This is a genomic window from Shewanella electrodiphila, from assembly GCF_023283985.1.
GTDB classification, from domain to species: Bacteria; Pseudomonadota; Gammaproteobacteria; order Enterobacterales; family Shewanellaceae; genus Shewanella; species Shewanella electrodiphila.
This window is the reverse complement of the sequence record NZ_JAKIKU010000002.1, coordinates 270,080-285,216: the sequence shown is the minus strand read 5'-3', so window position 1 is coordinate 285,216 and position 15,137 is coordinate 270,080. Positions and strand designations below refer to the sequence as shown.

Below are 15,137 nucleotides of genomic sequence, written 5' to 3'. Positions count from 1 at the left end.
TTTATAGACGTCTTGCTTCTATTACGCCTTCAATTTGGCCAAGTTTAACTAATATACGGGACAAGCCATCGAGATTATAAAGTTCAAGCTCCAGATCTACCGCTGCTGTTTGATTCTTTTCATCAGATGTAGAGCTCATCGCCATCACATTCGACTTTTCTGCTGCCAACACGGTAGTCACATCACGCAATAAACCGCTTCTGTCATGGGCACTGACTTGCACTTTAATCCGGTAACCACCAGAGTAATTCTCGCCCCACACCACTTCAACACTTCTTTCTGGATGAGCGCGCATTAACTCTTTCACTTGTGCGCAATCACTGCGGTGAACCGACACGCCGCGTCCCATTGTTATATAGCCGAAGATTTCATCACCAGGAACCGGTTTACAACAACTGGCAATATGGCTGAGTAGATTACCCACACCATTCACTTCAACTTGCCCCTTACCTTTACGAGGCGCTCTGGTATGCGAGCGTTTAATGATTTCTTCAACAATTTCTTGCTCTGAATTTGGCTCTTTACGCAAGCTGGTTTCAATAAAGTTAACCACTTGATTAAGACGTAAATCGCCACCGCCAATCGCTGCTAACATGTCATCCATACTGTTCATGTTAAATCGTTCGACCGCGACTTGAGCATCTTTAATTTTTAACGATACTCGCGTCAATTCAGCTTCAAGTAATTCTTTACCTGCAACCATATTTTTATCGCGATCTTGTTGCTTGAACCAATGTTGGATTTTAGAGCGAGAACGCGACGACTTAATGTAGCCTAAATTAGGGTTTAACCAATCACGTTTTGGGTTAGGGTGCTTTGAGGTAATAATTTCAATGCGTTCACCCGTTTCGACTTGATAAGTAAACGGCACGATACGACCATCCACTTTAGCGCCAATGCACTTATGCCCCACATGTGAATGAATATAATAAGCAAAATCAAGCACCGTTGACCCTAGCGGTAAATCAACCACTTCGCCATTAGGGGTAAAAACATATGCTCGGTCCTCAAAAACCTGACTACGTACTTCTTCGACCAAATTACCGGTTTCAGCAACATCTTCTTGCCAGAGTAAAATTTTACGTAGCCAGTTAATTTTCTCTTCATAGCCACTTTGCTTACCACCAGCAGTGCCTTCTTTATACTTCCAGTGCGCTGCAACGCCAAGTTCAGCATCTTGGTGCATGGCTTCGGTACGGATTTGGATTTCGACCGTTTTACCTTCAGGGCCTACGACGACGGTATGAATTGACTGGTAACCATTGGGTTTAGGATTAGCCACATAGTCATCAAATTCACGTGGGATATGATGCCAAAGCGTATGAACGACACCTAATGCGCCATAACAATCCTGAAGTCGGTCTGTGACAATACGCACTGCACGTACATCAAACAGTTCATCGAACTTAAGATCTTTGCCTTTCATTTTGCGCCAGATACTGTAGATATGCTTTGGACGGCCATAGACCTTAGCTCGGATCTGATCAGCATCTAATCGCTCTTGTAACTGGGTCACAAATTTATCGACAAATACTTCTCTGTCGACACGCTTACCGTCGAGTTGTTTCGCAATATCTTTATAGACAACGGGGTGAAGGTATCGAAATGAGATATCTTCTAACTCCCATTTAAGTTGACCTATACCCAATCGGTTTGCCAATGGCGCATAAATATCTGCGACTTCACGGGCTACAAGCACACGCGTTTCTTCATCGACATTTTTAATTTCTCGAAGTAAACGCAAACGCTCAGCAAGTTTTATCACTACTGCACGAACATCCTCTACCATTGCCAAAAGCATTTTTCGGATATTGTCTATTTGCGGCTCTGCAGTACGAGAATCTTGGCTGACTTTTAATGCCCCAATCGCTTCCATTGTCACCACACTGGCGACAAGCTTACTTAAATTTTTACCGAATTTTTCTTCAATATCTTCAATCGACAAAATGCCTTCATCATGCACGATGAATAACAAAGAGGCTTGGAGCGTTTCGATGTCCATGTTTAAAGGCGCAAGGATTTCGACCATTTCGCGAGCACGATCTAATAAACCGCGATGTACATCAGGTGAAGGAGTTGGCAGCGCATCTAACTGTTTAATAAGATCCAGCAACATTTGGGCTTCCTCGGCATTATCAATATAACGCGTCACCCATTCGTCGATATTGAAATCGGCTGAATTAAAATGTGCTTCTCGAACTGAGACCATAATTAACTTCCTTATTGGTACCTAATTGCTACCAGTACTAACAAACCAGCTTAAAAGTTCAATAAACTGGTTATTGCAGATGCGCTCTACATTATTACAAAAGAATCATCTTGAATGTTCAGTAATCTATGTCAAATTATTATTAATCATTTTACAAATTCTTACTTAAAAAACCGATATCAGTACAATGTTTCATCGTTTTCTAGTTAAAACAAGATTAGCGTATATCAGATATCAATAATAAAGCATCAAGTTACTAACGAATGTTCTACAGGCAACACATAGTACACCTAAGCGATGATTCACTTTATTTCGAACAAGGCCATGGCTTCAATATGATGTGTTTGAGGAAACATATCGAGCATCATCAATTGTTTTAGTTTATAGCCTTGTTCTATCAATACTTGACTGTCTCTGGCTAAACTTGCTGGATTACACGACACATAAACGACCTTCTTAGGCTTCATTTTAGAAAGCCATTGTAAACTTTCATATGCCCCTGCTCTGGCAGGATCAAGCAGTAACTTATCGATACGTCCAAGCCATGATGCTTCTGATAAATCAGCGCTCAAATCGGCATGAAAGAAACTTAAATTGGTTAAATTATTATCCAGTGCATTTTGTTTTGCTTGAGCCACCATTTCAGGTACGCCTTCAACACCAATAACATCTGCAGCTTTGGTAGCCAGTGGCAAACTAAAGTTACCAACACCACAAAATAAATCTAAAATACGCTCATTCGCTTGGGGGGCTAGCCATTCAATAGCTTGCGCAACCATTCGTTGATTAATATCAGCATTAACCTGAACAAAATTACCTGGGCTAAAGCGGCAATCCACTTGCCCATCAGCTAAACTGTATTGCGGCAACTCAATTCCTGCTTGGTCTGATGCTGTATCATCTGAAGCAGTATTTGACGGCACTGAATATAACCCATGAACTTGACTATCATTATCTTGCACAAGCAAGTTCATGTTATGCGATGCGGCGAAATCAATCAGTAATTGCTCATCAGCGGGTTTTAATGCTTTAGTTATGCGCAATACAGCAAACAAACCGTTCTCAGCTTCTGTGAGTTCTAAATGGCCTAAGGTCGTTTTAGCCTGTAATTGATTGAGCAGTTCTGTAAACGGTGTAATTAATGCTGATAGAGGCTTAGCAAGTACGTCACACTGCTTAATTTGAACAATGTCACTGCTATTAGCAGCCCGAAACCCTAGTTGTAACGTCTTTGTTTTTTTATCAAATAATGTCGCTAAGCGAGCACGACGTCGATAATGCCACTCTTCACCGATGACGGCGTCAGCTACCATCGTTGAATCGACATTAATGGCCAATTTACTCATTAAATTGGTTAACGCTAATTGTTTATGGTCACGCTGTGCTTCTATGTCCATATGCTGTAAATCACAGCCTCCACATTGCTGATAATGTGGGCATTGAGCGTTTACGCGATGAGGTGCAGGTTTATCAACCTTAAATAATTTGGCCTTGGCATATTTTTTCTTTTGCTCAGTCAATTGAGCTGTCACTGTTTCACCAGGAAGCGCACCCGGTACAAACACGACTTTCCCGTTATGTTGTGCAATACCTGCACCGAGGTGATCGAGTTGTGTTACCGTTAAACTCAACTTTGCTGATAACTGCTTAGTCTTGTTTGGTTTTGCTTTAAAAAATTGCGCCATTTTGGCCTCTGGTTTTGAATAAATCACTAGTCAAGAGTGCTGTATTTCTGGCAATCTAGACAACATAATGAATAAAAGTCTTTAGGAATAATAACTTCACGATGAATACTGCTAACAACATGACCAAATACAGCCTCCGTTCTTGGGTGCTCGTACTTGCGTTAGCGCCTACTGTTATGGTGGGTATTCTACTTGGAAGTTACTTCACCATAAACCGTTTTTATGAACTTGAAGAAACCTTAATAGCCCAAGGTCGAAGTATTGTCGAACCTTTGGCCATTGCCAGTGAGTTTGGCTTAGCGACTGAAGACAGAGAAGCCAGCAAACGATTACTGGCAGCATCGCAGCTGAGTAACTCATCTTTAATTCATTCAATTGCGATTTTTGACAATGATAACCAATTATTCGTCACCTCCCATTATCACAAAGATTTTGAAAGTATGCGCTATACCAGAGCGCTTGAATCACTGATTGCTAGTCAGTACGAAACCATTGATGACACTATGGTGATCCGTGTACCCATTATTTCCCATACTGGCATCAATCAACAAAATACCAATTATATCGCTACAGCTTCTCCAGCAAAAAACGTACCCCCTACGATAACTAATGCTGAAGGTCAGCAGATCTTGGGTTATATCTCGATATTGTTGAATAAGGAAAACGCCTTACTCGAGCAGCACCGCGCTGCGATAGCGGCATTTGTCATCGTTTTGATTGGTGTGCAGTTGAACTTATTTTTCACGTTTAGATTAGTAAAACACGTTAACTACCCTATTACTGAAATGGTACGAGTGGTGGCTAAAATTCGCGAAGGCAAACTGGATACTCGATTAGATGGCCAGCTTATTGGCGAGCTTGATTTATTGAAACGTGGTATCAATGCCATGGCGAGCTCCTTATCTGAATATCATGATGAAATGCAGCAAAATATCGATCAAGCAACTTCTGATTTACGTGAAACCTTAGAACAAATTGAAATTCAAAACGTTGAATTAGACTTAGCTAAAAAACGCGCATTAGAAGCCAGTCGAATAAAATCAGAGTTCTTAGCTAACATGTCTCACGAACTACGCACACCGCTTAATGGTGTGATTGGTTTCTCTAGGCAGTTAATCAAAACCCCTTTGCATTCAAGTCAGCTTGACTACATCAAAACCATTGAGCGCAGTGCCAGTAACTTACTCGGTATCATTAACGACATTCTTGATTTCTCTAAACTTGAAGCGGGTAAAATGGTGCTTGAGAAAATGCCATTTGCATTAAGAGAAACCATTTCTGAGACGGTCAGTATTGTATCGGGTAGCGCTCAAGAGAAAAAAATCGAATTAGTCATTGATATAGATGATAACGTACCAGAAAGTGTCAGTGGTGATGCCATGCGTGTTGGCCAAATCATGACAAACTTAATCGGCAACGCGATTAAATTTACCGACCAAGGTAGTGTGGTGTTAAAGATTCATCTTGTTGGCCAAAAAGATGAAAACATTACCTTACGTTGTGAAATCATAGATACCGGCATCGGTATTGATGAAAGCCAGCAAGAATATTTATTCCAAGCATTTGGTCAAGCTGACTCTTCAATCTCACGACGCTTTGGCGGAACTGGGCTTGGGCTCGTCATTACCAAGCGCTTAATAAACCAAATGGGCGGTCAAATTGGATTTACATCCACACCGAACAAAGGGTCCACTTTCTGGTTTATGCTACCGCTAGAGCTAAGCCAATTCCATATTGGCGAAGTGATTCATTTAGACTCCCTTCGTGATAAAACGCTATTATTGTTTGAAGCTCGTGAATTGACCCGAGATATGTTCAATCGTCGCTTTGAGGCATGGGGCTTACATTTAACTTCTGTAGGTCAAGTTAACCATTTAGCGTCAACACTTTCGTCAAGCAAAATTCACTACGACTATATTTTGATTAGTTGTCATGGCTTTAATGATAACGAACAATTACTCGAGTTCTTAAAAATTGCGAGAGAAAAAACGGCTTGCTTAGTTTTGCTCCATGACTGCATAGAACAACAAGAAATACTCAATCAGGCATTACGCCCTAATACTGATATTTTGATGAGCATGCCAATCAGTGACTATGATTTAGCCAATCAGCTTATCCATCCGCCAACCCAAACGGCGTTATTAACAGAAGTTAGCCAAGAGGTTGTTTTCGAGCGCAAGAATTTAAGCGTGCTCGCTGTTGATGACAACATTGCCAACCTAAAACTCATCGACACATTGCTAAAAGAAATTGTCGTTAATGTCATTTCTGTCAATAACGGTGATGATGCGGTCAAATACGCTAAACAACAATCCTTTGATGTCATCTTTATGGACATTCAAATGCCTGGCACCGATGGCATTACTGCAACCAAATATATTCGCCAAGAGTCACAAAATAGAAATACGCCAATTATTGCGGTCACAGCTCACGCCATTGCGGAAGAACGAGAATTGATTTTAGGTAGTGGTATGGATGGTTATTTGCCAAAACCGATTGATGAAGCAGCGCTAAAGGGGGTGATTAATCGCTGGATCAATAAACCTAAGTTTACCCACTTTGATATGCACACCTTGAATTGGGAACTATGCTTAGCTCAAACCAATCAAAAACCAGACTTGGCAATTGAAATGCTGCAAATGCTTGTGGACTCATTACCTAGCACTATCATAGACATCGAAACCGCCATCAAAAATGCGGATCATCAACTCATGATACAAACGGTACACAAGTTACATGGCGCCAGTTGTTACTGCGGCGTTCCCAATACCCAAAAGCTTTGCCAAGAGATAGAGTCATCACTGAAGAAAAAAATCAGCCTTGATGATCTAGAACCGGAAATACTAGAGTTACTTGACGAGCTAACTAAGGTAGAATCAGCAGCAAATCAAGTGATATCACAGTTATCAGCGGATGTTCCCAATGAGTAATCAACCCGGCTTTTTTAAACGTTTAAAAGCGTTATCTTTACCTCAAAAGCAATTATTTGCGACCGCACTTTGTCAGCGTATGCTGCCAAACTACCAACTTTTTTCTGAAGTATGTGAATTTGGCGAGCCAAAAATGCTCAGCACTGTATTAGATTTGCTTTGGCAATCTCAGTACGATAAAAAACTTAAATTTAACTACGATATCCATTTACAACGTCTTGAAGACAACACGCCTGAGCCAAGTGACTTTGAAGCATACGGTGTCTATCCAGCAATGGACGCAGCAGTGGCATTAACAACGCTTCTAGGCGGCATTCAAGGTAAAATAGAAGAAGATATTACTAACATCAGTAAACTGTCTTCAAGCACTGTAGCCAATTATATCGAAGCAATCAGTGTTGAAGAACTTCAAGACGAGCTAAACGAAGAAGTAGTCGAAGAGTTTGTTTTCAATCATCCTGTTATGAAAGAAGAGAAAGAGCTTCAAGGGATGTTGTTGGATATTGTTGAAGCTAATCCAAAAATATCTGCTGAATTTATTAAAGAGTTACGCAAAGAAATTGTCGATGCTGGTGTATCAAATATTGGCATTAGCGCTCAGTAAATAGCTAAAAGGGACGCTGTTTAATCAAAGTTAATAGTGGGAGTGATGCCAGCAACACTCCCTTTACTTCTTTGAAGGTTTTTATCATCTAAAGTAAGACCTTAATCGCATTTTCTTTTACGTTATTTCAAGTAGACTCATTTAATAGAATCGAAATTAAAGGCTATGACTCATTCAACTTACAGCCAAAACTTCTTGTATTACCTACAAGCTATTGAAGGTTGCGCTCGATTAGTTTCACCTTAATATTTACAACATTATGATTGAGTATTTTATGCTTGAATCGCAAAACACTCACGACTAGCGCCTATCATTATCACTTTACTCATTAACAAGGATTGAGGGATGCCCAGTATTCTTACCCCTCTTATTGCCGTTTTCGGAATCATGCTTTTAGGCTTTATTATACAAAAGCTTAAAGTCTTGCCACATGATACTGACTTTACCCTTAATGAATATGTTTACTATGTTGCCTTCCCTGCAATACTGTTTATTGCCTTAGCCGAAACTGACATTGATGAAATTTTACAATGGGGGTTTATTGCATCATTTGGCATTACAATGCTCGTTACCTATTTTGTCACAGCTGTCATCTCGTTATCAGCTGATAAAAAGCAACCTGCATTAGCTGCTATCAGGGGGCTTAATACCAGTTTTGGTAACACAGCCTTTATAGGTATTCCTCTGATGATGATGCTCTATCCAGGAAACAACCATGCAATTACAGCAGCTGCGATTGCCAGTTTATTATCAATTGTCATGTTTGCCTTTGTGATGGTAAGCATGGAGCTCGACATTATTAAGCAGCAAAAACGTCATCCCATTATTATCATGCTAAATGCACTCAGCAGTAATCCAATCGTTATAGGCTCTGTACTTGGGGTCGCAGCTTCGGCACTTAAGCTCCCTATTCCTGACAGTCTAAGCGTGATGATGCGACTTATCGGTAATACATCTAGCCCGTGTGCGCTGTTTGCAATCGGTATGGTGTTAGCCAAAGCCATGCATGGCGGCGAAGAGCCTTCAGAAACTAGACACCACATTGCTATCGAAATGACCGTGCTAAATATGTTAAAGCTGGTATTTCAGCCGGTTATCGCATACGCCTTATTACGGTATTTTAATGTTGATACTGAGTTGCTTATCATGGGCGTTATTTTGGCGGCGCTTCCTACTGCAGCGAGTGTTTACTTACTTGCCCAACGCTATCAAACCTATGGTTTAGCCAGTGCTAAATGCATTTTAATCAGTACTATCGCCACCTTTATTACACTGCCTATTATTGAGAAGTTACTCCACAACATAAACTGAGCCAGCTTATATTATTGTTTACATGGAGATTAAAATCCTCATAACAAAAATCAACAACCAGTACTTTACTGTATAAAAAAACAGTGTAGACTGTTTATAAATACAGTGGTTTGATGATTATTCACACAAGGATTGATTATGCTTTGCCAATTAAGCATTAATAATTTCGCGATTGTACGTTTTCTTGAACTCGACTTTAAAGCCGGCATGACCAGCATTACAGGTGAAACAGGTGCGGGTAAATCGATTGCAATAGACGCCTTAGGTTTATGTTTAGGTAATCGCGCTGATGCCAATACAGTGAGACCAGGTGCCAACAAAGCTGAAGTGAGCGCACGCTTTACAATAGATGATGTGCCATTTGCCAAACGCTGGCTTGAAGATAACGATCTTGATGTCGAAGATGAATGTATATTACGTCGAACCATCAGTGCCGATGGGCGTTCTCGCGCTTACATTAATGGTAACCCTGTACCACTTTCGCAGTTAAAAACACTTGGACAACTATTTGTTGGGATCCATGGGCAACACGCACACCACGCAATGCTAAAAAGTGAACATCAACTCACACTACTCGATAGCTACGCCAATCATAAGTTATTGCTTGATAGCGTGACTAAAAGTTATCAGCGCTGTAAAAATGTTGAAAATGAACTCAAACAATTACAACAGAATCAACAAGAGCGTATTGCTCGAAAACAACTGGTGCAATATCAAGTTGAAGAATTAGATGAGTTTGCTTTAATACCTGGCGAGTTTGAACAAATAGAGCAAGAACATAAACGCTTAGCAAACGGCACCGACTTAATTGAAAGTTGTCAAAGCGCACTCCAATTGCTCAGTGAAGATGACGAACATAATATTGAATCTTTGCTTAACCGCGCTGTGACAGTAGCTGACAGCTTACAGAGCTTTGACCCTACACTTAAAAACATTGCAGAAATGCTCAATGAAGCTTTGATACAAGTCCAAGAAAGCACTAGTGAAGTGCAGGATTATCTCAGTAGAATTGAGTTAGACCCTGAACATTTTGCCTTTCTTGAGCAGCGAATATCTAAAGCAATGCAACTGGCTCGCAAGCATCATGTGCAGACCGAATATCTAGCTGAGCACCACGAGCAGTTAAAAGCTGAACTATCAGAGCTCAGTAGCGATGCAGGCCGTCTAGATGAGATTCAGCAACAATTAGATGACAGTAAACTCGCTTATATTAAAAACGCACAGAAACTCAGCCAAAGCCGCCAACGTTATGCCAAAGAGCTCAATAAACTGGTAACTCAGTCAATACACGAGCTAAATATGCCTAAAGGCAAGTTCAATATTGCGGTTAACTTTAATCCTGAGTCACAGTCATTAATGGGCAGCGATCAAATTGAGTTTCAAGTAACCACCAACCCAGGCCAGCCCTTACAACCTATTGCTAAAGTGGCATCAGGTGGTGAGTTATCTCGAATAGGCTTAGGTATTCAGGTCATCACGGCTAGAAAAGTTTCAACCCCAACATTAATATTCGATGAAGTTGATGTGGGTATTTCTGGCCCGACAGCAGCGGTTGTCGGTCGAATGCTTCGTAGTTTGGGGGAATCGACCCAAGTTATCTGTGTGACTCATTTACCGCAAGTTGCCGGTAATGGTCATCAACATATGTTAGTGAACAAGTTTACCAAAAGTGGTGGCACTGAGACTCAAATGAAACCGCTTGATAAAGAGCAGCGCATCAGTGAGTTAGCAAGGTTACTTGCGGGTGATGTTATCACTGAAAATGCACTCGCAAATGCGCGAGAGCTTTTACACTGATTAAGCCAACCTTGCTCGATAACAAGCCGCAATTAGCACTTATTTATCAAACAAAAAAGCCCACTTAATGTGGGCTTTTCTAGTTTTACTTATTGAAACGAAATTTTAATTTACTGAAAGTAACGTTGCTTTCAATAGCTGTTTAGATGGCTCTATACGAAATAATAAATCGCCTGCAAACAAACTAGAGCAAAGATACCAGCTAAGACATCATCAATCATAATCCCAAATCCGCCATGAACTTTTGCGTCTAACCAACGGATAGGCCAAGGTTTAAGGATATCGAAAAAACGAAACAATGCAAAACCGATGACAAGCCATATAAGCCCAGCAGGTGCAGCTATCATGGTAATCATTAAGCCTGCAACTTCATCCCAAACAATGGCGCCATGATCATGTACGCCCATATCTTTTGCAGCTTTATCACAAATATAAAAGCCCACCAGCGTGCTGATGAGAGTAATAATAATAAAAGCAGTCAGACTTAAGTGGCTCATTAAATAAACCAAGGGCACAGCGGCAAGGGTGCCAAATGTACCCGGTGCTTTCGCAGCAAGACCACTACCAAAACCCAGCGCTAAGAAGTGTACTGGATTTTTTAAAGACAGCTTTAATACTGCCGGATCAGTAGATAAAAATTTCATTAAAAATGCTCAAAGTTTTTCGCGTCTAACTCAAAAGGTTGTCCATCAGATACAAGTCGTAATTTATCACCGGCACAAATTTGGCCTATTTTGACAAACTTAACCCCGGCGTGGAGTAAGGCTGTATCTAATGCGCCTCGCTGGGCTTCTGGTACTGTAAATAATAGCTCATAATCTTCACCGCCTGTGAGTGCGTAATTAATTGCTTCATGTTTACCTACAGACTCAAGAAGTGATTTGGATAAAGGCAATTCATTGACATCAATAATCGCACCGACATTGGAGGCTTTTAAAACATGCTTTATATCTGAATTTAATCCATCAGATAAATCAATGGCACTGGTAGCCAATGAACGCAGAGCTTGACCGGCAATAATTCTAGGCGTTGGATGATAATGTCGGTTTATCAAAAATTCTTTATATTGCAGATCAACTTCTTTGTTGCCCAGCAATACATCTAAACCTAAGGCTGAATCGCCTAACGTGCCTGTCACATAAATCCAATCACCGATTTTTGCGCCACTACGGGTTAATGCTTTACCGGTAGGTACTTGACCGTGAATAGTGATGTTAATACATCGAGGGCCACGAGTGGTATCTCCACCAATTAAGCTGACGCTATAATATTCTGCAGCTTCAAATAAGCCCTCACTGAATTCTTGTAACCATTGGTTATCAACATCAGGTAGAGTGAGCGCTAATGTCATCCATGCAGGGTCTGCGCCCATTGCGGCTAAATCTGACAAATTAACAGCCACAGATTTATAGCCTAACTCGTGAGCTGGCATGGTTGGCAAAAAGTGAATATTTTCGACGAGAGTATCGCAAGAGATCGCGATAGATTTATTTTCTGCTGGTTGCACTATGGCGCAATCATCGCCAATACCGAGATGAACATCACGGCGCTGTTGGCCTTTATCACGGAAAAATTGTTCAATAATTTGGAATTCTTTCACGATAAATCTGGTACGGTTGCCCGCCCACCTATATGTTTTTTAGAAGTATCTGAGTGATACAAAAACGGTATCCGAAGATACCGTTTTCATTTATTACTTGCGAGTAACAAGCTTATCTAGCATACCATTGACAAACTTATGGCTGTCGTCGGCACCAAACGCTTTCGCTAACTCAATACCTTCGTTGATAGCCACTTTATATGGCACATCTTTACGATAAGTTAATTCATATGCAGCTAAGCGCACAATGGCTTTTTCAACTGGAGATACATCTTCAATATCACGATCTAAGTGAGGTTTTAGAAGATCATCAAGTTGAGTTGCTTTCGTGGCTACACCTGATAGCAATTCACGAAAATAAGCTACATCAACACCGTTAATGTTTTGCTCAGTTAAAAATTCATGTTCAACATCAGCAACGTTATTCTTGCTTAATTGCCACGAATAAATAGCTTGAACAGCTAAACGGCGTGCCTTACGGCGCTCTGAAGGCTTCATTACTTTTCCTACTACTATACCAACTGTTGTTCTAATTCTTGCAGAACGTTAACCATTTCAAGTAGGCCAAGGGCAGCTTCTGTGCCTTTATTGCCTGCTTTAGTACCAGAGCGCTCAATTGCTTGCTCAATAGTATCTGTGGTTAACACGCCAAATGAAACTGGGATATCAAACTCTAAAGCAACTTGAGCTAGACCCTTGTTACATTCACCTGCAACTAAATCAAAATGCGGAGTACCACCACGAATCACTGCACCTAGTGCAATGATACCGTCAAACTTTCCACAAGCAGCAACACGACGTGCAGCAAGTGGTAATTCAACAGCGCCAGGAACACGAACAACAGTAATGTTGTCATCTTCAACCTGACCAAAACGTTTTAGTGTATCTATTGCGCCATCAAGCAGACTTTCAACTAAAAAACTGTTGAAACGCGACACAACGATCGCCACTTTGGCATTTTTTGCTTCGATATTACCTTGAACTACGTTCATTATCTTACCTAAATTAGCTAAAGCACCCAGCTCTGGGCAAAAGTGGCGCTATAATACCACAGCAAAATGCCCTGAGTCCTGTGCAATTAATGATAAATGTTAACTTCACTAAATTAGTGAATTATTCTGCAATGTAATCAGTAACTTCTAAACCAAAGCCTGATAACGAATGGTAATGTTTTGGCGAGCTCAATAGACGCATTGTGCTAACACCAAGACTAGATAGAATTTGTGAGCCGATACCGACTTTACGAGAGGTTCCTTCCCATTTAGCCGCTGTGGGTGCTTGACCATTATCTTCAGCTTCAAAGGCTTTGACTTTGGCTAGCATTTCACTTGAATGTTCTTCATGGCCTAACAAGACTAAAACGCCGCCTTCTGAAGCTATACGTTCCATGGCCTTATCAAGTGGCCAACTGCGCTTTTGATCTCGTTCTGAATGTAATAAATCGTTAAACGTATTCTGTAAATGAACGCGTACTAAACAGTTCTTTTCAACATCACCTTTAACTAACGCATAATGTAATTGGTTATCGATGGTATCTCTGAAAGTCACCATGTTAAATTCACCAAAGCGTGTCGGCAATTTACATTCTGCTTCGCGCACAACTGTGGTTTCTTTGGTATTACGATATTCAATCAAATCAGCGATAGTACCCATTTTGATACCATGCTTTTCACTGAATACTTCTAAATCAGGACAGCGCGCCATAGTGCCATCATCATTGAGGATTTCAACAATCACTCCAGACGGCTCAAGTCCAGCCAAACGCGATAAATCACAGCCAGCTTCTGTATGACCTGCGCGAGTTAACACACCGCCATCTTGTGCCATCAAAGGAAAAATGTGTCCAGGTTGAACTAAGTCAGCCGCTTTAGCCTCTTTAGCTACTGCCGCTTGAACTGTCACTGCGCGATCGTGAGCTGAAATACCTGTTGTTACACCGGTTGCCGCTTCAATAGAAACGGTGAAATTGGTAGAGAACTGAGCGTTATTATTGGTCACCATTAATGGCAAGTTTAGTTGCAGGCAACGCTCTTTAGTCATAGTTTGACAGATTAGACCACGGCCGTAAGTCGCCATAAAGTTAATTGCTTCTGGCGTCACCTTTTCGGCAGCCATAATCAAATCGCCTTCATTTTCTCTGTCTTCATCGTCCATCAAGATAACCATTTTACCTTGGCGAATGTCTTCGATGATCTCTTCTATACTATGTAGTGCCATGTTAAGACCTTTGTGTTGTTATTCCCGATATTTGCAATAAAGGGTAAAAATAGGGTTATCGCATAAATCCAGCGTTGGCGAGCATTTCCATAGTGACCCCACCACCTGAAGTTGTTGGCTTTTCAGGATTCATTAAGCGCTCTAAATAACGAGCAATCAAATCAACTTCAATGTTGACCTTATCACCCGCTTGTAATGCTGTAAGTGTTGTTTCAGATGCTGTATGCGGCACAATCGTTAATCGAAAGCGGTGCCCATCTATTTCATTCACTGTCAGACTAACGCCATCGATGGTAATTGAACCTTTATGAGCAATGTAATGAGCAAGCTCAGCTGGCGCCGCTAACCAAAATTCAATCGCTTTTCCGCGGACACTTCTTTGCTCAACAGCGGCTATGCCATCTACATGACCACTGACCATGTGACCGCCAAGGCGAGTTGTCGGCAATACCGCTTTTTCTAAATTAACTTTTTGACCAACGTGATAATTAGCAAAGCCTGTCAGTGCCACGGTTTCTGCCGAAATGTCAGCAACGTATCCGTCAGCAAGGCATTGGACCACGGTTAAACACACACCGTTAGTGGCAATACTATCGCCTAACTTCACATCAGATAAATCCAGATGACCACTTGCTACGTTTAGGCGTATATCATCACCTTTACGCTCGATTTTTCTTAATGTGCCTAAGGCTTCAATAATGCCGGTAAACATAATGACTCACTTGTATTAATTTCGGTTCAATTTAATCAACTTGGCCAGTGCTTGCTCATGCCAGCAATTACA

Annotated in this window: 12 protein-coding genes; 4 read left to right on the top strand and 8 right to left on the bottom strand. The window is 41.1% G+C overall.

Translation table 11 applies throughout. The features are described from left to right. Position 1 precedes the first annotated feature (1 nt). On the bottom strand, positions 2-2,209 hold the full coding sequence (gene relA, locus L2737_RS04780) for a GTP diphosphokinase (RefSeq protein ID WP_229368920.1): 2,208 nt from the start codon (positions 2,207-2,209) through the stop codon (positions 2-4). A gap of 302 nt (positions 2,210-2,511) precedes the next feature. Then, positions 2,512-3,894, bottom strand: a complete 1,383-nt coding sequence (gene rlmD / locus L2737_RS04775) for a 23S rRNA (uracil(1939)-C(5))-methyltransferase RlmD (protein ID WP_248954947.1) — start codon at positions 3,892-3,894, stop codon at positions 2,512-2,514. Between the two features lie 101 nt (positions 3,895-3,995). On the opposite strand from rlmD, the gene barA reads away from it, so the two are divergent. The 4 genes from barA to recN all read left to right on the top strand — a co-directional run bounded on the left by barA (position 3,996) and on the right by recN (position 10,536). Further along, positions 3,996-6,824 (top strand): two-component sensor histidine kinase BarA, encoded by a 2,829-nt coding sequence (gene barA, locus L2737_RS04770; RefSeq protein WP_248954946.1) that lies wholly within the window; start codon positions 3,996-3,998, stop codon positions 6,822-6,824. Then, positions 6,817-7,428, top strand: coding sequence for a YjaG family protein (locus L2737_RS04765; protein ID WP_229368923.1), 612 nt, complete (start codon positions 6,817-6,819; stop codon positions 7,426-7,428). The genes barA and L2737_RS04765 overlap by 8 nt, the downstream gene beginning before the upstream one ends. Before the next feature lie 345 nt (positions 7,429-7,773). Further along, positions 7,774-8,739, top strand: coding sequence for an AEC family transporter (locus tag L2737_RS04760; protein ID WP_248954945.1), 966 nt, complete (start codon positions 7,774-7,776; stop codon positions 8,737-8,739). A 138-nt stretch (positions 8,740-8,877) separates the two neighbouring features. Then, entirely contained in the window at positions 8,878-10,536 is a 1,659-nt protein-coding gene (gene recN / locus L2737_RS04755) for a DNA repair protein RecN (protein ID WP_248954944.1), read from the top strand. Positions 10,537-10,688: 152 nt separating this feature from the next. Here recN and L2737_RS04750 read toward each other — a convergent pair whose 3' ends face one another. The 6 genes from L2737_RS04750 to L2737_RS04725 form a co-directional block, all read right to left on the bottom strand. Continuing rightward, positions 10,689-11,180: a phosphatidylglycerophosphatase A family protein gene (locus L2737_RS04750; protein ID WP_102526944.1), complete on the bottom strand. Its 492-nt coding sequence runs from the start codon at positions 11,178-11,180 to the stop codon at positions 10,689-10,691. After that, positions 11,180-12,136: a thiamine-phosphate kinase gene (thiL, locus tag L2737_RS04745; protein ID WP_248954943.1), complete on the bottom strand. Its 957-nt coding sequence runs from the start codon at positions 12,134-12,136 to the stop codon at positions 11,180-11,182. Before thiL ends, L2737_RS04750 begins: the two co-directional genes overlap by 1 nt. 93 nt (positions 12,137-12,229) lie before the next feature. Next, the gene (gene nusB, locus L2737_RS04740) at positions 12,230-12,634 is read right to left on the bottom strand and encodes a transcription antitermination factor NusB (RefSeq protein WP_076543020.1); all 405 of its coding nucleotides are present in this window, start codon (positions 12,632-12,634) and stop codon (positions 12,230-12,232) included. A 14-nt stretch (positions 12,635-12,648) separates the two neighbouring features. Continuing rightward, positions 12,649-13,128, bottom strand: coding sequence for a 6,7-dimethyl-8-ribityllumazine synthase (gene ribH, locus L2737_RS04735; protein ID WP_055023789.1), 480 nt, complete (start codon positions 13,126-13,128; stop codon positions 12,649-12,651). Positions 13,129-13,249: 121 nt separating this feature from the next. After that, complete coding sequence (gene ribBA / locus L2737_RS04730) at positions 13,250-14,353, bottom strand: bifunctional 3,4-dihydroxy-2-butanone-4-phosphate synthase/GTP cyclohydrolase II (protein WP_248954942.1); 1,104 nt, start codon at positions 14,351-14,353, stop codon at positions 13,250-13,252. Between the two features lie 55 nt (positions 14,354-14,408). Next, positions 14,409-15,065: a riboflavin synthase gene (locus L2737_RS04725; RefSeq protein WP_102526941.1), complete on the bottom strand. Its 657-nt coding sequence runs from the start codon at positions 15,063-15,065 to the stop codon at positions 14,409-14,411. Positions 15,066-15,137 lie beyond the last annotated feature (72 nt).

Excerpts from the sequence above, each read along its gene's own strand:
- relA (WP_229368920.1), bottom strand. The coding sequence starts at position 2,209 with ATGGTCTCAGTTCGAGAAGCACATTTTAATTCAGCCGATTTCAATATC.
- rlmD (WP_248954947.1), bottom strand. The coding sequence starts at position 3,894 with ATGGCGCAATTTTTTAAAGCAAAACCAAACAAGACTAAGCAGTTATCA.
- barA (WP_248954946.1), top strand. The coding sequence starts at position 3,996 with ATGAATACTGCTAACAACATGACCAAATACAGCCTCCGTTCTTGGGTG.
- L2737_RS04765 (WP_229368923.1), top strand. The coding sequence starts at position 6,817 with ATGAGTAATCAACCCGGCTTTTTTAAACGTTTAAAAGCGTTATCTTTA.
- L2737_RS04760 (WP_248954945.1), top strand. The coding sequence starts at position 7,774 with ATGCCCAGTATTCTTACCCCTCTTATTGCCGTTTTCGGAATCATGCTT.
- recN (WP_248954944.1), top strand. The coding sequence starts at position 8,878 with ATGCTTTGCCAATTAAGCATTAATAATTTCGCGATTGTACGTTTTCTT.
- L2737_RS04750 (WP_102526944.1), bottom strand. The coding sequence starts at position 11,180 with ATGAAATTTTTATCTACTGATCCGGCAGTATTAAAGCTGTCTTTAAAA.
- nusB (WP_076543020.1), bottom strand. The coding sequence starts at position 12,634 with ATGAAGCCTTCAGAGCGCCGTAAGGCACGCCGTTTAGCTGTTCAAGCT.
- ribH (WP_055023789.1), bottom strand. The coding sequence starts at position 13,128 with ATGAACGTAGTTCAAGGTAATATCGAAGCAAAAAATGCCAAAGTGGCG.
- ribBA (WP_248954942.1), bottom strand. The coding sequence starts at position 14,353 with ATGGCACTACATAGTATAGAAGAGATCATCGAAGACATTCGCCAAGGT.
- L2737_RS04725 (WP_102526941.1), bottom strand. The coding sequence starts at position 15,065 with ATGTTTACCGGCATTATTGAAGCCTTAGGCACATTAAGAAAAATCGAG.